This is a genomic window from Dactylosporangium fulvum (assembly GCF_025137375.1).
Classification (GTDB): Bacteria; Actinomycetota; Actinomycetes; order Mycobacteriales; family Micromonosporaceae; genus Dactylosporangium; species Dactylosporangium fulvum.
On record NZ_CP073720.1, the window covers coordinates 5939762 to 5959838 of the forward strand.

At 72.2% G+C, this 20077-nt stretch carries 18 protein-coding genes; 7 read left to right on the top strand and 11 right to left on the bottom strand.

The window, feature by feature from the left end; genetic code table 11:
* Positions 1–359: 359 nt before the first annotated feature.
* Entirely contained in the window at positions 360–1961 is a 1602-nt protein-coding gene (locus tag Dfulv_RS27860) for a beta-1,3-glucanase family protein (protein ID WP_259856447.1), read from the top strand.
* Between the two features lie 60 nt (positions 1962–2021).
* Here the strand turns inward: Dfulv_RS27860 and Dfulv_RS27865 are convergent, their stop codons facing one another.
* The 7 genes from Dfulv_RS27865 to Dfulv_RS27895 all read right to left on the bottom strand — a co-directional run bounded on the left by Dfulv_RS27865 (position 2022) and on the right by Dfulv_RS27895 (position 7650).
* Entirely contained in the window at positions 2022–2321 is a 300-nt protein-coding gene (locus Dfulv_RS27865; protein WP_259856449.1) for a protealysin inhibitor emfourin, read from the bottom strand.
* A 136-nt stretch (positions 2322–2457) separates the two neighbouring features.
* Positions 2458–2628: a hypothetical protein gene (locus Dfulv_RS27870; RefSeq protein WP_259856451.1), complete on the bottom strand. Its 171-nt coding sequence runs from the start codon at positions 2626–2628 to the stop codon at positions 2458–2460.
* A gap of 125 nt (positions 2629–2753) precedes the next feature.
* Positions 2754–3152 (bottom strand): cupredoxin domain-containing protein, encoded by a 399-nt coding sequence (locus Dfulv_RS27875; protein ID WP_259856453.1) that lies wholly within the window; start codon positions 3150–3152, stop codon positions 2754–2756.
* A 177-nt stretch (positions 3153–3329) separates the two neighbouring features.
* Complete coding sequence (locus Dfulv_RS27880) at positions 3330–4070, bottom strand: SDR family oxidoreductase (protein WP_259856454.1); 741 nt, start codon at positions 4068–4070, stop codon at positions 3330–3332.
* 1 nt (position 4071) lies between these two features.
* Positions 4072–4845: a gamma-glutamyl-gamma-aminobutyrate hydrolase family protein gene (locus Dfulv_RS27885; RefSeq protein ID WP_259856455.1), complete on the bottom strand. Its 774-nt coding sequence runs from the start codon at positions 4843–4845 to the stop codon at positions 4072–4074.
* The gene (locus Dfulv_RS27890) at positions 4842–6188 is read right to left on the bottom strand and encodes a glutamine synthetase family protein (RefSeq protein ID WP_259856456.1); all 1347 of its coding nucleotides are present in this window, start codon (positions 6186–6188) and stop codon (positions 4842–4844) included. The genes Dfulv_RS27885 and Dfulv_RS27890 overlap by 4 nt, the downstream gene beginning before the upstream one ends.
* A 4-nt stretch (positions 6189–6192) precedes the next feature.
* On the bottom strand, positions 6193–7650 hold the full coding sequence (locus Dfulv_RS27895) for an amidase (protein WP_259856457.1): 1458 nt from the start codon (positions 7648–7650) through the stop codon (positions 6193–6195).
* A gap of 150 nt (positions 7651–7800) precedes the next feature.
* Between Dfulv_RS27895 and Dfulv_RS27900 the strand changes: the two genes are divergently transcribed.
* On the top strand, positions 7801–9942 hold the full coding sequence (locus Dfulv_RS27900) for a LuxR C-terminal-related transcriptional regulator (RefSeq protein ID WP_259856459.1): 2142 nt from the start codon (positions 7801–7803) through the stop codon (positions 9940–9942).
* A 63-nt stretch (positions 9943–10005) separates the two neighbouring features.
* On the opposite strand, the gene Dfulv_RS27905 is transcribed toward Dfulv_RS27900, so the two are convergent.
* From Dfulv_RS27905 to Dfulv_RS27915, 3 genes are all read right to left on the bottom strand, one after another.
* A complete protein-coding gene (locus Dfulv_RS27905) occupies positions 10006–10704 on the bottom strand; it encodes a lytic polysaccharide monooxygenase auxiliary activity family 9 protein (protein WP_319805697.1) in 699 nt (232 codons plus the stop codon).
* Between the two features lie 240 nt (positions 10705–10944).
* A complete protein-coding gene (locus Dfulv_RS27910; RefSeq protein WP_259856461.1) occupies positions 10945–11625 on the bottom strand; it encodes a DUF6226 family protein in 681 nt (226 codons plus the stop codon).
* A gap of 56 nt (positions 11626–11681) precedes the next feature.
* Positions 11682–12329 (bottom strand): TetR/AcrR family transcriptional regulator, encoded by a 648-nt coding sequence (locus tag Dfulv_RS27915; RefSeq protein ID WP_259856463.1) that lies wholly within the window; start codon positions 12327–12329, stop codon positions 11682–11684.
* A gap of 98 nt (positions 12330–12427) precedes the next feature.
* On the opposite strand from Dfulv_RS27915, the gene Dfulv_RS27920 reads away from it, so the two are divergent.
* The 4 genes from Dfulv_RS27920 (at position 12428) to Dfulv_RS27935 (ending at position 17485) form a co-directional block, all read left to right on the top strand.
* Complete coding sequence (locus Dfulv_RS27920; RefSeq protein WP_259856464.1) at positions 12428–12898, top strand: hypothetical protein; 471 nt, start codon at positions 12428–12430, stop codon at positions 12896–12898.
* 126 nt (positions 12899–13024) lie between these two features.
* Complete coding sequence (locus Dfulv_RS27925) at positions 13025–15781, top strand: alpha-amylase family glycosyl hydrolase (RefSeq protein ID WP_259856465.1); 2757 nt, start codon at positions 13025–13027, stop codon at positions 15779–15781.
* A gap of 132 nt (positions 15782–15913) precedes the next feature.
* On the top strand, positions 15914–16873 hold the full coding sequence (locus Dfulv_RS27930; protein WP_259856466.1) for an NAD(+)/NADH kinase: 960 nt from the start codon (positions 15914–15916) through the stop codon (positions 16871–16873).
* A 69-nt stretch (positions 16874–16942) separates the two neighbouring features.
* Positions 16943–17485 (top strand): hypothetical protein, encoded by a 543-nt coding sequence (locus Dfulv_RS27935; protein WP_259856467.1) that lies wholly within the window; start codon positions 16943–16945, stop codon positions 17483–17485.
* 21 nt (positions 17486–17506) lie between these two features.
* On the opposite strand, the gene Dfulv_RS27940 is transcribed toward Dfulv_RS27935, so the two are convergent.
* Positions 17507–18649, bottom strand: coding sequence for a GGDEF domain-containing protein (locus tag Dfulv_RS27940; RefSeq protein WP_259856468.1), 1143 nt, complete (start codon positions 18647–18649; stop codon positions 17507–17509).
* 80 nt (positions 18650–18729) lie between these two features.
* On the opposite strand from Dfulv_RS27940, the gene Dfulv_RS27945 reads away from it, so the two are divergent.
* Complete coding sequence (locus Dfulv_RS27945; protein ID WP_259856469.1) at positions 18730–20073, top strand: extracellular solute-binding protein; 1344 nt, start codon at positions 18730–18732, stop codon at positions 20071–20073.
* Positions 20074–20077: the final 4 nt, after the last annotated feature.

The window sequence follows — 20077 nt, forward strand, 5'->3', positions numbered from 1 at the left end:
CGGGCGACAGCTCGCGAAGCTGCGCCGGGCGACGCGACGGTGCGCCCGTGGGGTGCGCCCGGCCGGCCGCCGGGGTTGTTGCGGCCGGCCGGTCCCCGCGACCGATACCAGCGATACCGGTCTATTGACAAGAACCCTTACAGCTTCGTAGCGTGAGAGCGCTCTCGCATCCCCGCCCTCCCGTCCCGCGAGGCACCACACAAGCCCTGGCCAGCTTGTGTTTTTTCAACTCTGGCGTCCGGCCGTGTGCCAGAGAGCGATTTCGGACCGGCCTGCGGACCGGATCCGAGGTCCTGCTGCGTTCCGCGCCTGAGCGCGTCGCCATCCGCCCTCGACTCCGGAAAGTGAGGCGCCCAACCATGCATGTCCCACGTAGCGTGCTCCGCCTGTTCGCGGCGCTCGCCGTCGCCGTCCCGGCCGCCCTCGTGGCGACCGGCACACCGGCGCAGGCGATCGGGCCGAACCCGCTCCCCGTCACCGTCACCAACAACACCGGCCGCGGCGAGGCGGTCTTCCTCTACGTCATCGGCGTGAACCTCGGCACCGGACGCCTCGGCTACGTCAACGCGGCCGGCGCGTTCACGGCCTGGAGCGGCGGCGCCACTCCGCCGGCCCCCGCACCGGACGTCTCGATCCCGGGCCCCGGCAACGGCGGCAGCACCACCATCAGGTTCCCCCGCGGATTCTCCGGCCGGGTGTACTTCTCGTTCGGCGAACGGATCAAGTTCTTCCTGACGCCCGACGGCCTGGTGCAGCCGGCTCCCTGGGCGGCCGGCGACGCCAACCAGAACATCCTGTTCGACTGGAGCGAATTCACGTACAACGACGACGGCCTCTGGCTCAACAGCTCGCAGGTCGACATGTTCGCGATCCCGCACGCCGTGACGGTGACCGGCGCGAACGGCGTGACGAAGCGCACCGGCGACGTGGTGGCGAACGGCCGCGACGCCGTCATCTCCGCGATCCGCGCCCAGCCGGGGTGGGCCAACACGGTCGACAGCCGCGCCGACGGCACCGTGCTGCGGGTGCTGGCGCCCGGCAAGGCGGCCGGCGCGGGCCGGTTCAGCGCCACGTACCTGGACTCGTACATCACCTCGGCCTGGAACGCCTACACCAGCAAGACGCTGACCGTGGTGCCGTTCGCGGACCAGCCCAACACGAAGTACTTCGGCCGGACCAGCGGCAACGTCATGACCTTCACCAACGCCTCGGGCGCGGTCGTGGCCAGGTTCAACAAGCCCAGCAGCGCCGACGTCTGGGGCTGCGACGGCAACCTGGCCGCGCCGAACGACCTCGTGGTCGGGCCGATCTCGCGCACCCTCTGCGCCGGACTCAACCGGGGCACGATCGGCACGATCGACACCCAGCCGAGCCTCAACGCGGCCGACTTCTACAAAAGCAACCCGACCAACCAGTACGCCAAGATCATCCACGCGAACATGGTCGACGGCAAGGCCTACGCGTTCGCGTTCGACGACGTGGCCAACTTCGAGTCGCTCGTCAACGACGGCGACCCGCGCTCGGCGTCGATCATCCTCAGCCCGTTCAGCGGCGGCGGCACGACGCCGCCGCCGGGTGGGCGTGCGCTGGTGAACGCGAACGGCCCGTGCCTGGACGTGCGTTCGTCGAGCACGGCGAACGGGACGCCGGTGCAGATCTACACCTGCAACGGTACGGGCGCGCAGCAGTGGACGTACGCGGAGGCCGGCAGCACGCTGCGCGCGCTGGGCAAGTGCCTGGACATCCCGGGCGGCGCGACGGCGAACGGCACGAAACTGCAGCTCTGGGACTGCAACACCACGGCCGCGCAGGTGTTCGTCAAACGGGCCGACGGGTCGTTCCACAACCCGCAGGCCAACCGGTGCCTGGACGTTCCGAACTCGTCGACGACGCCGGGGACGCAGGTGCAGATCTGGGACTGCAACGGCAGCAGCGCGCAGCGCTGGACCCTCCAGTCCTGAGGCCCGCCGGCGCCGGCCATCCCCGCTCTGGATGGCCGGCGCCGCGCTGCGGCCGGCGTTTCAGTGTGGCCCGCTCATGCTCACCAGGTGCTCGACGAGTTCCCGCACCGCGTCGGGCAGGCTGTTGTCGAAGTACAAGTAGGTCAGCTGTCGCCCGCCGCGGTCCAGCAGCAGTTCATACCGCAACGAGTCGGGCGGCGGCGGTGGCTGCGGCAGCCCCTCCGGCGGCAACGGCAGCGCGGCGACCAGGGACCTCAGTTTGTCGGCCTGCGCGGCGGGCAGCAGGGTGCTCACCACCGTGGTGCGCAGTTCGCCGCCGCCGATCCCGCCGGTGCGGCGCAACTCGACCCGGACCGTCATACCGGTCACCCTCCCGCCCTCGGATCGACAGTGCCCATCGACACTACCCACCCGGGATCGGCGACACGGGCGCGACGGTCCTGGCCGCGCTCGACCGGCCGCTGCGGTCGCTGCGCCTCGACGACGCTCGGGTGACTCAGTGGGGTGGGTCCGTGGGGCGCCGTTCGGCGACCACCTGCACGAAGACGGCGAGACCGAACAGCACCCAGAACTCCGCGTCCCGGCGCAGCAACAGCGCCACGAGGGCCATGAGGAACAGGACCACCATGGCGCCGACGTGCAGCGACTCGCGCATTCCCCGCCCCACCCGAACACCTGTCGCGGACAGCATGAGCGGAACCACTGGGCGGTTGCCGTCTGTCACAGCGTGAGGCCACGGTACTGCAGATAAATCCCATCGGCAATATAGGCATTACGCCGTCGCGCAGCCCGTCACCGGACCAGCAGCTGGACCAGCAACAAGTGATCGCTGTGCGTTTCGATCTCGAACAGGCCGGTGGTGTCGGCGCGGAACTCGAGCGTCGCCGGTTCGCCGGGCTTGAGCGTGGCCCGCCGGTCGTAGCCGTGCACGTGCAGTTCGTCGGGGACGTCGGAGGTGATGGTGAGGCGGATCGTGCTGCCCCTGCCGACCTCGACCCGGCCGACGGGCGGGCTGACCTTGCGGTTGGCGATAGAGACGCTGATCTCCCGGACGGTCGGTGCGGCCGCGTCGGTGCCGTCGCCGCCACGGAACATGAGCGCGGCGACGACACCGGCGGCGATCAGGACGACGACGGCGACGATCCGGTAGAGGTCGTCCCGGGTGCGGCGCGGGGCGGTGGTGGCGGACACGGCGGCGTTCCTCACGGGAGCGGGACAGCGGATGTGGCATCGGTGCGCCGTTCACCGAACGCCGTCGCCCGCCCGGCCGCCGAGCCGGAGCTGTGGACGGACCACAGCGTACCGACGATCGGGCGCGCACAACACTCTCCGCCACCGGCCGTTGCGCGGCTGGCCCCGCCGCGCGTGTCAGTTCTCCGGCGTCACGTAAGCGGCGGTGATGCCGCCGTCGACCCTGAACTCGGTGCCGTTGACGTAGGAGGCGGCGTCGCTGGCCAGGAACGCCGCCGCCTCGGCGATCTCGTGGGGCTGCGCGAACCGGCCCGGCGGCACGTGCACGAGCCGCCGCTCCTTCTGCTCCGGCGAGAACAGCGTCGCGAGCAGCGGCGTCTCCACCGGTCCCGGCGAGATCGCGTTGACCCGGATCCCGCGCCGGGCGAACTCGACGGCGATCTCCCGGGACAGCGAGAGGACCGCGCCCTTCGACGCCGTGTACCCGATCTGCGACACGGCCGAGCCCATCGACGCGACCAGCGAGGCGGTGTTGACGACCGCGCCGCCACCGGCGGCGAGCAGCCACGGGATGCCGTGCTTGCAGCACAGGAAGACGCTGAGCAGATTGACCCGCAGCACCCGTTCGAACGCGTCGACCGGTGTGTCGAGCACGGACCCGTCGTCGGGCAGTGCGATACCGGCGTTGTTGAAGAGCACGTCCACGCGGCCGAACTCCTCGGCGACCCGCCGGTAGACGCCGGCCACCTGCGCCTCGTCGGTCAGGTCAGCCGTGAGGAACAGGTCGGCGTCGCCGCCGTCGTGGAGGTCGACGCCGACGACGGTCGCCCCCTCCCGCCGGAAGACGGCAAGTGCTTCGCGGCCGATGGAGCCGGCGGCGCCGGTGATGACGGCGACCTTGTCGCGCAGATACGGCATGTCAGGCTTCCGTTCCGAGTAGACGTTCCTGGTCTGTTCGTGCCCCCGCGGCCGGACCGGTCCCGGCCGCGGCGCGCACGAGCCCGGCGAAGGTGTGCGCCAGGCAGACCGCCTCTGGATGCCACTGCACGCCGAGGGCGTAGCGGTGGGCCGGCCATTCGAGCGCCTCGGGCAACTTGTCCGGCAGTGACCACGCGGTCACCACCGCACCCGTGCCGATCCGGGCGATCCCCTGGTGGTGGTGCGAGTTGACGGACTGGACGCCGGGGCCGGCGAGGGCCTCGGCGAGGCTGCCGGGGGCCGTGGCGACCGGGTGCATCGCCGGCCCGTCGAGCCGGCCCGGTGCGGCTCGGTGCTCGGCGAACCCCTCGTCGGGCAGGTGCTGGTGCAGCGTCCCGCCGGTGGCGACGTTGAGGATCTGCAGTCCCCGGCAGATGCCGAGCACCGGCAGGTCCGCGGCGAGTGCCGCCGACGCCAGCGCGATCTCGGACCGGTCGCGCAGCGGCACGGTCGCCTCGGTCCGGGGCGAGCGCCGGGCGCCGTACGCGGGCGGGTCGATGTCGGCGCCGCCGACGAGCAGCAGCCCGTCGACCCGGCCGAGCAGCAGCCCCGGGTCGTCGGCCACCCGGGGATCCGGGATCAGCGCGACCGGCACCCCGCCGGCAGCGCGGACCTTGTCGACGTACGTTCCGGCGACGATGGCGGCCGGCTGGTCCCAGAACGCCCAGGCGGCCCGCTCGTACGCGGCGCAGATGCCGATGACGGGTGGGTTCACAGCCGCTCGTACCCCCGGAACTTCTCCCAGTCGGTGACCGCCCGGGAGAAATCGGCCAGCTCGACCTCGGCGGCGCGCACATAGTGGGCGACGACGTCGGCGCCGAACGCCTCCGTGGCGACGCGGCTGGCGCGGAACAGCCCGACGGCCTCCCCGAGGCCGGCCGGCAGCCGCTCGTGGTCGGCGAGATACGCGTTCGAGGTCTCCGCCGGCGGCAGCGGCAGGTTGCCGTCGACGCCGTGCAGCCCGGCCGCGACCACCGCCGCGACCAGGAGGTACGGGTTCACGTCGGCGCCCGCCACCCGGTTCTCGAAGCGCCGGCCGGCGCCGCTGCCGAGCACCCGTACGGCGCAGGTGCGGTTGTCCTCGCCCCAGGCGATCGCGGTCGGCGCGAACGACCCGGCGGTGTACCGCTTGTAGGAGTTGACGTTCGGGGCGAAGGCGAGGAGCAGCTCACGCTGGGCGGCGAGCTGGCCGGCGACGAACCGGTCGAGCAGTTCCGGCCGGGTCTGGAACACCGGCCGGCCGTCGGCGTCGACGAGCGAGAAGTGCACATGACACGAGTTGCCCTCGCGCTTGTTCCACTTCGCCATGAACGTGGCCGAGAGTCCCTCGGCCCGGGCCGCCTCCTTCACCGCGTGCTTGTAGAACGCGTGCGCGTCAGCGGCCGCCAGCGCCTCCTGGTGCCGCAGGTTGACCTCGTGCTGGCCGAGGTTCGCCTCGCCCTTCACCGTCTCGACGCCGATCCCCGACGCGTGCAGGACGCGGATCAGCCGGTCGAGGAACGGATCGAGTTCGGCGCTGCCGAACATCGAGTAGTCGACGTTGTACCGGTTGCCGGGAGTCAGGTCGCGGTAGCCGCGCCGCCATGCCTCGTCGTACGACTCCCGGTGCACGATGAACTCCAGTTCGGTGGCCACCCGTGCCGTCCAGCCGCGCGCGGCGAGGCGGTCGAGCTGGCGCCGCAGCACCTGCCGCGGCGACGGCGCCACCGGCGTGCCGTCGCGGTGGACGGCGTCGGCGAAGCACACGACGGTCCCGTCGCGCCACCCGGCGGGCCGGACGGTCGCCGGGTCGGGGACAAGGGCGAAGTCGCCGTACCCCTGCTCCCATCCGCTGAGGGCGAAGCCGGTCTGCGGCTCCATCTCGACGTTCACCGCCAGCAGGTAGTCGCAGGCGGACGAGCCGTGGACAAGGACCTCGTCGACGAAGTAGCGGCCGCTGCACCGCTTGCCCTGCAGCCGGCCCTGCAGGTCGACGAAGACGAGCAGCACGGTGTGCACCTCGCCCGCGTCGACCCGGCGCCGCAGCTCATCGGCGGCGATCGTTCCGGTCGCGGCCATCCGCCTACCCCGCGATCGCCGGGTGCCGGTCGGCCCACGGCCGGGCCTGCTCCAGCGCGCTACCCAGCCGGATCAGCAGGTCCTCCCGGCCGTACGCGGCGACGAACTGCACGCCGACCGGCAGGCCGTCGGCCGACCAGTGCAGCGGCAGCGACATCGCCGGTTGTCCGGTCGCGTTGAACGGCGAGGTGAAGCTGACGTACTCGCCCGACTTCAGGAAGCCGGCCAGCGGCTGCCCGGGAACCGGCCGCAGCTCGCCGAGCTTCGCCGGCAGCTTCGGCAGCGTCGGCGTGACCAGGAGGTCGTAGCCGGGGGCGCGCCCGCCGCCGGTGCCGGCGTCGTCGTGGTTCCACCAGGCGGCGACCCGCCGGCACCACCGGTGCAGCGCGTACAGCCCTTCGAGGTAGGCGACGGCGGGCACGTCCTTGCCGTACATGCCGAGCGCCCAGTTGTCCTGGTCCAGGTCGTCGGGGGTGAGTTCCCGCCCGATCACCTTGCCCCAGCGCACGATGTCGAGGTACTGGAACACCGGCATCAGCACCTGCGCCTCGGCCGCCGGCTCGTCCAGCGCCGCCGGGTGCGCCTCCTCCACGATGTGCCCGAGTTCCTCCAGCAGCGTCGCCGTGGACCGTACCGCCGCCACCACCTCGGGGTCGAGGGCGACGCCCGGATGGTCGACCTGGATGCCGACCCGCAGCCGACCGACCGGCGCGCCGACCTCCTGCACGTACGGGCGCTTCGGCGCCGGCGCCGTATACGGATCACCGGGCGCCATCCCACCCACGGCGTCGAGGATGCCGGCGATGTCCCGCACCGAGCGGGTGATCGCGGACTCGTGCGTCATGCCGGCCCACGCCTCACCCAGTTCCGGGCCGAGCGAGACCCGGGCCCGGGTCGGCTTCAGGCCGACGAGACCGTTCGCGCTCGACGGGATCCGCACCGAGCCGCCGCCGTCGTTGGCGTGCGCCGCCGGCACCATGCCGGTCGCGACCGCGACCGCGGAGCCGCCGCTCGAGCCGCCGGACGAACGGTGAAGATCCCAAGGGTTGCGGGTGGGGCCGTACGAGTCGGGCTCGGTCGTCGTCCACGCACCGATCTCGGGCGTGTTCGTCCGGCCGACGAGCACGAACCCCGCCGCGCGCAGCCTCGACACCATCCAGGTGTCGGCCGGCGCCCGCCAGTCCAGCTCCTTCAGGAACCGGGTGCCGTAGTGGTACGGGTCGCCCTCGCTCTGCTGGAACAGGTCCTTGACGGCAAACGGCACCCCGCCGAACGGGCCGGCCGGCGCGCGCTCGGCGGCCGCCCGCGCCTTCTCGAAGCTGGTGTGGATGAACGCGTTGACCTCGGGATTCAGCTTCTCGATCCGGCTGATCGAATGTTCGACGAGTTCACGGGCACTGATCTCGCCCGAGCGGACCAGCTCGGCCTGTCCGGTCGCGTCGAGCCAGGTGATCTCTTCCATGGTGTCCTCTTCCGTTCGCCCTGCTGCGTCTCGCAGCCTCACCGCCGCCGGCCCGCCCGGCAACGGATCGCCGCCGGATCGGCGGCATTGCCTAGGCAATGCCGCCCGGGCCGCACGGGTCGCCGGCGGTCCCTCGTACGCTGGCTGTCGATGACCCGTACGGCCCGCCCGCGGCCGGTGCTCGAACGGCGGCTGGAGACCGCCGCGTGGCAGCACCGGGTGACCGTCGTGCACGCCCCCGCCGGCTGGGGCAAGTCGCTCGGCCTGGCCGCCTGGACCGCCTCGTCGGTGCGGCGGGACCGGATCGCCCGGGCCGACCTCGACCCGGACTGTGCCGAGCCGGCCGTCTTCTGGACCCGCGTGGCCGAGGCGCTGGCCGGCACCGACGACCGGTTCACCGGCCTGCCCTCGCCCCCGGCCGGGCCGGACGACCGCCGGGCGTGGATCGCCGAGTTGCTCGCCGTCGGGCGGTCCGCGCCCGCCGACCTCGTCCTGGCCGTCGACAACGTCGAACGGATCGACAACCCGGCCGTCGGCGACGAACTCGCCCGGCTCCTGCTCGGCCGCTCCCGGATCCGGCTCCTGTTCGCGGGCCGTGCCCGGCCCCCGCTCGCCCTCGCCCGGCTGCGGGCCTCGGGGGCGCTGGCCGAGATCGGCGCCGGAGACCTCGGCTTCTCCGCCGACGAGGCGCGGTCACTGCTCGACGGCCCCGCCACCCCGGAGTTCGAGGAGGCGATCCGGCGGGCCGAGGGCTGGCCCGTCGCGCTGCGCTTCGCCGCCGGGCACCCGCACGAGCGGCTCCGCGGCGACCACCACCACCTGTACGACTACGTCGTCGAGGAGGTGCTCGCCCCGCTGCCGGACGACCTGCGCGCCTTCCTGCTCGGCACCGCCGGGCTCGACTGGCTGGGCGGCCCGCTCTGCGACGCGGTCACCGGTGGCGCCGACGGCAGCGGCAAGCTGGCCCGGCTCGACCGGGAGGGCATCTTCGTCGTACCGCTCGACCGTCGCCGCGTGTGGTTCCGCTACCACCCGCTGTTCCGGGAGGCGCTGCACCGGGCCGCGACGGCCGGCGGCGTCGACGCCGCGGGTGCGCACCGCCGCGCCGCCCGCTGGTTCGTCGACCACGGCATGCCGGACCGCGCGATCGCACACCTGCTCGCCGCCGGCGACGAGGCCGAGGCGGGCGAACTGATCGCGTCCACGTACTGGCGGATGCTCGACGTCGGCCACATCACCACCGTGCTCGGCTGGATCGACCGGCTGGCGCCGGAACACCTGCACGCCGACGCGCGACTGCTGCTCGCGCACGCGTCGGCGAGCCTGTTCGCCGGCCGTACCGGCGAGGTGCACCTCGCCCTCGCACTGGCCGAGGCGGCGCCGGTCCGGCCCGGTGCCCTGGCCGACGGCCTGCCGTCGGTCGACGCCGGCATCGCGCTGGGCCGAGCCTCCCTCAGCGCGCTGCGTGGCAACGTCGGCGAGGCAGTGCGCTGGGCGCGGCAGGCCCGGTCGATGCACGGGCCGGAGCACTTCACGCAGCGGACGAACTGCGACATCGTCCTTGCCGGTTCGGCGTACTACGCCGGCTCCGGCGACGACGTCGAGTTCTGGCTGACCGAGATCGTGGAGTCGGCCACCCCGCTGCGCAACACCGTCGCCGAGATCGCCGGCCGCGCGACCCTCGCCCGGGTCCGCGCCGAGCGCGGGGACCTGCCGGCGGCCCGCGACCAACTGGCCCGGGCCGAGGCCCTGATCGGTTCCCGGCGCGCCGTCACGCCGTTCGCGGACCGTGTGTTCGCCCTCTGCCACGCAGCGGTCGCCTGGCACTCGGGTGCCATCGACACCGCGGTCGCCGGCTACACGAGAGCCCGCGATCTGGCGGTCGCCGCGACCGACCGGATCACCGCGTCGGACGCCACCCTGGGCCTCGCGGAGCTGGAACTCGACGCGGGGCGGACGGACGCCGCCCGGCGCTGGTCGGACGAGGCGGCGCGCCTGCTGGCGGAGTGCGAGGACCCCGGACGGCGGCTGCGCTCCCGGCAGGCGACGGTGCGGGTCCGGCTCGCGGACCAGGTTGCCGCCGATCCGACCGCCGGCGGGCTGGTCACCGCCCGCCAGGGGACGATCCTCCAGGCGGTCGCGCGCGGCCTGCCCGACGCGGCGATCGCCGCGGAGCTCGGCGTGAGCGTACGGACGGTGCACGCGCACCTGCGGGCGATCAACACCCGGCTCCACGTCCACTCCCGCGCCGAGGCGGTGCGCGCCTACCGGACGGCCGGCGGCCCCGCCTGACCTCCTTCCGGCCGACCCACGGCGGCAGGCCCTCCGGGTCGCCGCCGTGGGTGCCGAGGTGCCTTATGCGGCCGGGAAGGCCACGTCGCTGCAGAAGTAGTACGACTGGTCCATGTGGCTCGCCTGCCAGACCGTGTAGACGATGTGGCGCCCGGTGCGCGTGCCGGCGTCGGCGTCGACCGAGAGCGAGACGCCGTTGTCGGCCGGCTGCCACTTGGTGGCGGGAGTGTCGCCGATCTGGCTCACCAGCTCCAGGTCGCCCCAGCCGAGCTGCTGCTTGGTGGGATCGAAGCCCTGCCGGGTGATGTAGACGCGAACGTAGTCCGCCCCGTGCTTGGCCTGGTCGAAGATGTTCACCGAGAAGTTCCGCTTCTTGGGGGTGGCCTTCCACTGGCCCACCGCGTCCAGCGCGGCGTAGCGGCCGCTCTGCGTAAGCCCGCCGCTGCAGAGCTGCCCGTCCGGGATCGCGGCCTGGTGGTTGCCCTTGACCCCTTCGCGGTACAGCCCGTTCCAGTTCCACATCGCGCTCGGGTCGGCCTTCCAGGCCTGGTAGCACATGGGGTCCTGGCTCGCCATCTCCGGTGCCTGGTGGTCGTCGCTCCACCGCTGCAGGCAGTCGTAGGCGCGCGCCGGCGGATCGGCCGCCGACCCGTGGGCGGAGGCGGCCTCCGACAGGGCGGTCACGAGCAGCGTCGCCGCCGCCGCGGCGACGGCCAACGCACGACGCGTCAGGGCGCGACGGGGTAACACGAGAGCAGACATCGAACCTCCAGGCGCGATACGTATTGATGCTCACCGACGTTGCGCTTGGAAGCGCTCCCAAGACCATACCCGGCCCCTCTACCGTGGTGGCTGGGGGTTCGGCGGGCTTCCGGACGCGGAACGTCCGCAACGAGCCCTACGGTCACGCCATGACCGACAACGACTACTGGCGGGAACCGCCCCTCGCCGCTGAACTCAACGGCCACCGGGCAGGATAGAAGCTGCCGGCATTCGCCCGCCTCAGTCGAGCCACGGGCGACCCACGAAGGCCTCGGCGCCGTCGGGCAGCCGAACGTCCTCCCCGGCCGCGAGTCGCCGGCACAACTCCATCGTCCGGGCGTGGTCGACGCCGCGTCCCGTGCCGCCCGAGCTGCCGCCGTCCGGATGCCACAGCGCGTGCCACCCCGGTCCACGCAGCACCACGAACGGACCGCCGACAACGGCGCCGATCGTCTGGTCGATCACCTGCAGCAGGTCGTCCGAGCCCCAGTCGCAGGCGTCGCAGCCGCAGTCCGGCAGCACGGCGAGGGCGACCTCGGGCCGGACGACACTGATGTGCAGCACCGCCAGCGACGTTTCGAGCCCGGACAACGGCGCGTCGCGCTCAAGCAGCAACAGCGGCAGTGTGCCGGGTCGGGGCGAGGTGAGCCGGACGCCGCGGTCGAACCTGCCCAGGTGTCCTTCGTCGTCGAGCGGGGCCGGTGCGAGCGTCTCGGCCTCGACGCCTGCTACCTCACCGAGGCACTCGGCCCACACGCGTGCGCGGGCGTGCACGACGCCGTATCGCCCGGGCTCGGTGACCCGCTCGTATTCCTCCTCGCGCGGCGAGGTCATCCCCGCGTGCGGATTGGGCCAGGACGGCAGGCCCAGATTGCCACAGCGCGCCACCACCTGCGCCCGCAGCTCGCCCAACCACACCATCCACCGACGATACGGCCCGCACGGCCGAGGCGACGACCAGGGCGATCGCGGGTCGCCTACGCACGCCCCAATGCGACATAACCGGCGAGCAGGATGTCGACGGCCTGCGCGAACCGGTGGTCGAAGTCGAGTCCGGCCCGGGTGGCGACGATCTCGGTCAGATTCGGGAACTCATGCGGATCGAGCTGATCGGCGTGCTGGTCGAAGTCCGACTCGGAGCCCTCATGGCCGGGCGTCCGGCCGACCTCCGCGAGGGTGTGCCCGATGGTGAAGGTGGCCATCACGTTGACCACATCCATCGCCAGGCCCAGCGGAAGCCCGGCGGCCCGCATCGCGGCCAGCCACCGCTCCGACATCCGCATCGCATCGGGGGAGCTGACCGGCCGGGTCGCGACCAGCGGCAGCACCCCCGGATGGGCCAGCAACGCCGCTCGCAGCGAATGGGCGAACCGTCGCATCCAGGGCGCCCACGACCCGGCCTCGCCCGGGACCGGCTCGTCCAGTCCGGCGAAAGCCAGCTCCATCACCCGGTCGACGAGCCCGTCCAGCAGTGCGTCCTTGTTCGGCAGGTAGTGGTAGAGCGTCATCGCCTCGACACCGAGATGCGCGCCCAGCTTCCGCATCGACAACGCCGGAAGGCCGTGCGCGTCCAGGTACTCCAACGCGGCGTCGAGGATCCGCTCCCGGCTCAGGCCCGCCCTCACGCCGGCACGGCGATCCGCCACAACTCCCCCTTGACTCTTCTTACGTCGTAAGACACGCTATCACCGACCGCAGTCTTACACCGTAAGAAGGGGTTCCGATGCTCACGCTCGCACTGATCCTGATCCTCGCCGCCGTCGCCTACTTCCTGGTCACCACACTCGTGGACCTGTATCCGTTCAACAACGTGCGGGACGCCAAGCGCTCCGAGCAGATCGTCGAGGTCTCGGTGAACGCGCCGATCATGGCGCTGCCCGCGGTCCTGCTCGGGCTGGCGGCCGTGATCCCGCTTCCGGCCCTGGGATACCTCGCCGGCGCCCTGGAACTGCTCATCGCCCTCGGCGGGCTGGTGCTGTGGTGGATGCCGTATCTCCTCGGCGTCACCGCCCCCTGGGCGACCAAGGGAACCGGCGTCTCCTGGACCGAGTTGCACGCCCGCACGTATGCGCACACCCTGATCGTGCTGCCACCCATCGCCGGCCGCCCGCGTCCGAACGTCGAGCACATGCTCCTGCACGCGCTGATCCTGTCCGCCGCGATCTTCACGTTCATCGCAGCCGCCTCGCTGTGAACAACACCGACCATCGCGGGCGCATCGACGGATGTGCACCGACCGATCGGGCGGTTATGGTGGCCGGGCGGATCAATGCCGACCCGCACGCCGCGCGGGTCGGCTCTCCGAAAGGGAGGGCTAGTGATGTTCGTCCGCCGCGCCCTGGCCTTGCTGCTGCCCGTCGCGCTCGCCGCGGCGTTCGCCCCGCCGGCGACAGCACAGCCAGCCTCGTCCGGCGCGCTGCACTCGTTACGCGCGCCCGTGACCGACGAGAACTTCTACTTCGTCATGGCCGACCGGTTCGACAACGGCGACCCCGGCAACGACCGGGGCGGCCTGCCCGACGACCGGCTGATCTCCGGCTTCGACCCGACCCACAAGGGCTTCTACAACGGCGGTGACCTCAAGGGCCTGCGCAACCGCATCGACTACATCCGCGGGCTGGGCACCACGTCCATCTGGCTCACGCCGAGCTTCAAGAACAAGCCGGTGCAGCTGGAGGACGGTCCGTCGGCCGGCTACCACGGCTACTGGATCACCGACTTCACCCAGATCGATCCGCACCTGGGCACCAACGCCGACCTGCGGGCGCTCGTCGACGCCGCGCACGCCCGCGGCATGAAGGTCTACTTCGACATCATCACCAACCACACCGCGGACGTGATCGGCTACCAGCAGGGCGCCCGCCTTCCGTACGTGTCGAAGGACGCCGTGCCGTACCGCACCGCGTCCGGTCAGCCGTTCGACGACCGTGACGTCGCCGGCGGCACGGCGTTTCCCCCGCTGAGCCCGGCGGTGTCGTTCCCCTACGTGCCGGTCCTCGACGACAGCGAGCGCAACCTGAAGTCCCCGGCGTGGCTCAACGACGTCACGCTGTACCACAACCGCGGCGACACGACGTTCACCGGCGAGAACTCGCTCTACGGCGACTTCTTCGGCCTCGACGACCTGTTCACCGAGCACCCGACGGTCGTCCGCGGCATGATCGACATCTACAAGACGTGGATCCGCGACTTCGGCGTCGACGGCTTCCGCATCGACACGATGAAGCACGTCAACGACGAGTTCTGGCAGGCGTTCGGCCCCGAGATCCTGCGGTACGCGCAGCAGCAGGGCAAGCGTGAGTTCTTCATGTTCGGCGAGGTCTTCGACACCACGAAGTCCTTCACGTCGCAGTTCACCACCCGCGGCCAGATGCAGGCGGTGCTGGACTTCCCGTTCCAGGACGCGGCGCGCACGTTCGCCTCGCGCGGCGGACCGGCCAGCAACCTGGAGACGTTCTTCCTCGGCGACGACTGGTACACCGACGCGGACTCGAACGTCTATCAGCTGCCGACGTTCCTCGGCAACCACGACATGGGCCGCATCGGCGGCTTCGTCCAGGCCGACAATCCCGATGCGGGCGACGCCGAGTGGCTGGCGCGGGACCGTCTCGCCCACGAGCTGATGTACTTCTCCCGCGGCAACCCGGTGATCTACTACGGCGACGAGCAGGGCTTCACCGGCGGTACCCGTGGCGACCAGGACGCCCGGCAGACCATGTTCGCCAGCCGGGTGCCCGACTATCTCGACGACGACCTGATCGGCACGACCGCCACGCACGCGCAGGCGAACTTCGTGCCGTCGCATCCGCTGTACCGCACGATCGGCCGGCTGGCCGCGGTGACGAAGGCCCACCCGGCCCTGCGCGACGGCGCGCACCAGCACCGGTACGCCTCCGGGCAGTCCGGCGTCTACGCGTTCTCCCGCATCAGCCGGGACGAACAGCGCGAATACGTCGTGGCGCTCAACAACAGCGAGCAGGCGGCCACCGCGGCGATCCCCACGTATGCGGGCAAGGGCTCCTTCAGCCGCGTCTACGGCGACGGCCCGGCGCGGGTGAAGTCCGCCCCGGACGGCCGCCTCACGCTGACCGTGCCGCCGCTGTCGACGGTGGTGTACGAGCTCAACGGCCGGATCCCGCGGTCGAAGGCGGCACCGTCGATCTCGCTGGCCGCCCCGGTGCCCAGTGCCGAGGCCCGCGGCCGCATGCAGGTGACCGCGAACGTGGGCGGCTCGTCGTTCTACGAGGTGACGTTCCAGGCCCGCACCGGCAACGGGCCCTGGCGCTCGATCGGCACCGACGACACCGCCCCGTACCGTGTGTTCCACGACGTGACGGACCAACGGCCCGGCACGCCGGTGCAGTACCGGGCGATCGTGACGGACAACGGCGGCCACACGGCGACCAGCCAGCCGCGCACGGCCACCGTCCCGGCGCCGAAGCTCACCGTCGAGGCACCGGCCGCCGGCTCGAGCGTGCGCGGCACCGTCGAGGTCCGCGCCGTCGCCGACCCGGAGCGGGCCGACCACGTCGTGCGCATCGAGCGGCGGGTGGCCGGCGGCGCCTGGACGGTTGTCGGCACCGACGCCTCCTCGCCGGCCTACACCGCCTTCGACAACCTCACCCCGCTGAACCTGGCCGCCGGCACCACCGTCGAGTACCGCGCGGTCCTCGTCAGCGGGCCGGCGGCCGGCACGACGAGCGAGACCCGCGCGGTCCGGTACGCCGGGCCGCCGGTGACCGTCGCGACCGTGCACTACTACCGGCCGGCCGGCGACTACACCGGCTGGGGCCTGCACCTGTGGGGCGACGCCGTCGACCCGGCCGTGCTGGCCCAGGTGGCGTGGGACAGGCCGTGGCCGGCGACCCGGGTCGAAGGGGGCTGGGCCGAATACGACATCCCGCTCGCCGACGACACCAGGCCGGTGAACTTCATCATGCACCTGCCCAGCGGTGACACCGTGCCGACGACCCGCGAGCCCGGCGGCGACCGGTCGTTCCTGCCGATCGACCACACCGAGGTGTGGCTCAAGCAGGGCGACCCGGCCGTCTACACCAGCCCGCCGCCGACCGGCTGACGAGCTGACCGCACGAGCACCGGCGGCCCCGCGACCTGTTCGCGGGGCCGCCGGCACGTAGGCTTGCGACAAGGGGCTCCGATGATCGCGGCGGGACGCGGGACACCGCCGCAGCGGCCGGGAGGGTGAGACATGACGTCCGTGCCGTCGTCGCGTGCGATCGGTCTGGTGGTGCATCCGACGAAGCCGGTGGGCCGCTCGGTCGAGACGATCCTCGCCGCCGCGCACGGCCACCCGGTCCGGGTCCTGGCCCGCGAGGCCGACCGGCAGCGGGTCCCCGCCGAGGTCGCCGTGGTGCCCGATGCCCGGTTCGTCGCCGAGGTCGGCAGTGTCATCGCGCTGGGCGGTGACGGCACGATGCTGGGTGCGATGCGGCTGATGGCCGACCGGCCCGTGCCCGTGCTCGGGGTGAACCACGGCAACCTCGGGTTCCTGGTCGAGGTGAGCCCGGGGGAGCTGGCGTCAGCGCTGGCGCGGCTCGCCGACGGCGACTTCACCGTCGAGCAGCACGGGTGTCTCGAGGTCGACGCCGGCAGGCGCGAGCTCAAGACCCGGCTCGGGTTCAACGACGTGGTGCTGGCCCGCGAGGGCCGCGCCGGCGCCGTCTCCGTCGACCTCCGGGTCAACGACGTGCAGTACGGCTACTATCGGGCCGACGCCGTCGTCGTCTCCACGCCGACCGGCTCCACGGCCTACAACTACGCGGCCGGCGGCCCGGTCCTGTCCCCCTCCTCCGGCGCGCTGGTCGTCACCCCCGTCGCGCCCTTGTCCGGCATCAGCCGGCCCGTGGTGCTGGGCGCCGAGGACCACGTCACCCTCGCCGTGTCGGCGGACAGCGCGCCCATCGCCGTCGACGTCGACGGCACCCAGGCCGGCGCGCTCGGGCACGACGACCGGCTGGCCGTCACGATGCGCCCGGAGGCCGCCCAGGTGGTGCGGCTCTCGGCGACCGATCACGCCAGCCGCAGCCGGGTCAAGCTCAGCCTGCTCGACCTGCCCCTGCGTCCGGGCCAGCTGCTCGACCTCATCCCGTCCGAGTTGCGGCACAAGGCCCACCTCGCGATGGGCGGCGCCGACCCGGCCGCCGACTGAACGGGGTCACACCGCCATCCGGGCGCCGCCGCCGGGCGCCTTGGGCCGCCCGCTCGATAGAGTGCCGCCGTGGCTGACGTTCACGAACTCATGGTCGCCGTCGACCTGCGCGGCGACCTGGCGGAACCGGACCTCGCCGAGCTGCGCTGGCACCTGGGCCTCGGCCCGCGACCGGAGCACGTCACAGCAGCGACGATCGTCGTCAACGACGTCCTCGACCTGCTCACCGACGAGCAGGCGCCGGTGCGGGACGAGAGCGGCAACTGGGTGATCAAGGAGTTCCCGGAGCCGGCGTGGCACGACGGTTCGCCGTACGCGGCCGCGAAGATGCCCGGCGTCGGCCTCTCGACCCTCGTGCACGTGGACGACCGTCGCGGCGGGCGCTGGGCCCTGACCTGCCGGTGGGAGGTCCACCCTGACGGGCATGCCGCGGTGGCCGAGCTGCTCGGGTGGCTGGCCGCACGGCTCCGCGACAGCCGGTCGTTCTTCGGCTACCAGCGCTGGTACGAGGACGACGAGCCGGAGCCGCTCGGGATTCAGGAGGGGAAGGTCGTGGTGCGCCGCAAGGGGACATCCGTCCCGCCGTTCTGGGATGAGTCCGACGTGGACTGACGGTGGTCACCCGCCGCGCCGTCACGCCGCGGCGAGCCGCTGCCCGCAGTGGACCTCGTAGCCGCCCTTGCCGGACTGCTTGACGTGGTACATCGCCCGGTCCGCCTCGCGCAGCAGCTGCGCACCGTCGGCCGTGCCGTCGCCGACGGCTACACCGACACTCGCGCCGACGCACACCTCGGCGCCGGCGATGTCGAACGGCGTGCCGACCGCCGCCACGATCCGCTCCGCGACGTGCGTCGCGACCTCGGCGTCCCCGCCGGCGACGACCACGGCGAACTCGTCGCCGCCGAGCCGTACCACGGTGTCCTCGGCCCCGGCCGCTGCCACCAGCCGACCGGCCACCCCGATGAGCAGCTCGTCCCCGGCCGCGTGGCCGAGCCGGTCGTTGACCGGCTTGAAGTCGTCGAGGTCGACGAGCAGCAGCGCCCGGTGGCCGTCCTCGGCCTCCAGCAGTTCGGTGAGCGCGCGGCGGTTGGGCAGGCCGGTCAGCGGATCGTGCGATGCCTGGTGGCGGACCAGGGCCTCGTTCTCGGCCAGCGTGTCCAGGGCGAGCTGCTGCTGCAGGAGCAGTTCCTCGTTGGCCCGCTGGGTGGCACGGTGCTCGCGCTCGAAGCGGAACAGCAGGAACCCGATCGCGGTGACCGCGGCGGCCATGGCGACCATCAGCGCGAGATCGGCGATGTCGTTGGCCTGGTCGGCGGCGGCGACCGCCTCGTCCTCCAGCCGCTGCAGCGCGATGTTGAGGCGGGCGAACCGGGGGTCGGTCTCGCGCCGCTCGAGGGCCAGCGCCTCGGCGGTCTTGCCGACGCCGAGCAGTCCCAGTTCCTGGTCCAGCACGTCGTGGTACTCGGCGATCTGGCGCCGCAGGTCCGCGACGCCGGTCAGCGTGTCCAGGATCGCGCGTTCCCGGGCCCGGATCGTGCCCAGTTCGCGGCCTACCCGGACCGGCGAGTTGCGGTCGGCCAGCGTCTTCCACTGCAGCGAGCTCTCCTCGTGCAGCAGCATGTTGAGCTCGCTGAGCTGGGAGCGCGTGACCTCATGCCCACGGCTCTCGCCGTGCAGGCGGATGTTGGCGAAGGTGACGCCGCCGAGCAGGAGCACGGCGAGCGCCAGTACCCGCGGCCACCGCCACGGTGTCCTGCGCGCCCGTCCGGTTCCCATGGCCTCGCTATCGGCACGGCGCGGCGAATCTTCGGACTTTTTGCGCTCATTTCACCGTGGGCGGGACCGATGACATGGGCGTGTACAGGCTCTTGGCAGTCGCGGCCGTCGCCGCGCTCAGTTTGACCGGCTGCGCCGCCAAGGACGGCACGGCGCCGGAGACGGTGGGCTACGCCGCCGACCGACCGCCGGTCACGATCGACTTCTGGTACATGCCGGCCGGTGGGCCGATCCAGGACCAGGCCGTCCGCACCGAGACGGAGGAGTTCCACGCCCTGCACCCCAACATCACCGTCCGTCCGGTGCGGATCGCCTGGGAGGACGCGCTCACCCGGCTGAGCACCGCGTCGACCAGCGGTGAGGGGCCCGACGTCACGCAACTCGGCACCACCTGGGTCGGCGGGTTCAGTTCGTTCGGCGCGCTACGGCCGTACACCGACGCGGAGATCGCCGCGGTCGGCGGGCAGGACGCGTTCGCGGCCGCCAGCTGGAGCTCCAGTCACCGGGTCGGCTCGTCGGAGATCACCGCGATGCCGTGGCTGATCGACATCCGGGCGCTGTTCTACCGCACCGATGTCCTGGCCAAGGCCGGCATCGACCCGGAGACCGCGTTCGACACCTGGGAGTCGTTCGAGGCGACCCTGAAGAAGATCAAGGACTCGGGCAGCCCGGTCGCGCCGCTGGCGATCGGCAATCAGAACACCTTCGGCATCATCCACAACATGGCGCCGTTCATCTGGGGCGCCGGTGGCGACCTGCTCGACGCCGACGGCACCCGGTCGCGGCTCGCCGAGCCGGCCGCCGTCGAGGCGGTGAGCTACTACCAGCGGCTCATCGCGCTCTACGACGACCCGAAGGCCATGCGGCTGACCTCCAGCGACGTGCCGGCCGCGTTCGCCGACGGCATCGGCGCGGTCGCCATGGACAACTCCCAGTCCGTGGCCGACTTCCTGGCCGACCCGACGCGGGCGGGCCTGAAGGCGGGCTGGGCGACGGCCCCGATGCCCGCCGGGAAGGCCGGTCGTTTCGGCTTCCTGGGCGGTTCGAACCTGGCCATCCTCAAGGGCGCCAGGCACCCCGACGCGGCGTTCGAGTGGGTGCGGTTCCTCACCGGCAAACAGAGCCAGCAGCGGTACGGCGTGAACTCCGGCCTGTGGCCCTCGCGCACCGAGGCGGTGGCCGGCACCAAGCTCGCGACGGAACCGGCGTACGGCGCGTTCCGCGAGATGATCGGCTACGGCCGGATGTACCCCTCGGTGCCGGCCTGGATCACCGTGGAGACCATCATCGCCAAGAACTTCACCGAGCTGTGGCACGCACCGGGCGCGCTGTCCCGCGACGCGGTGCAGGCGATCCTGACCAGGACGACGGCCGACATCAACGAGGCGCTCAAGGATCCGGCGCATACGGGTATCGGGCCGTAGCATC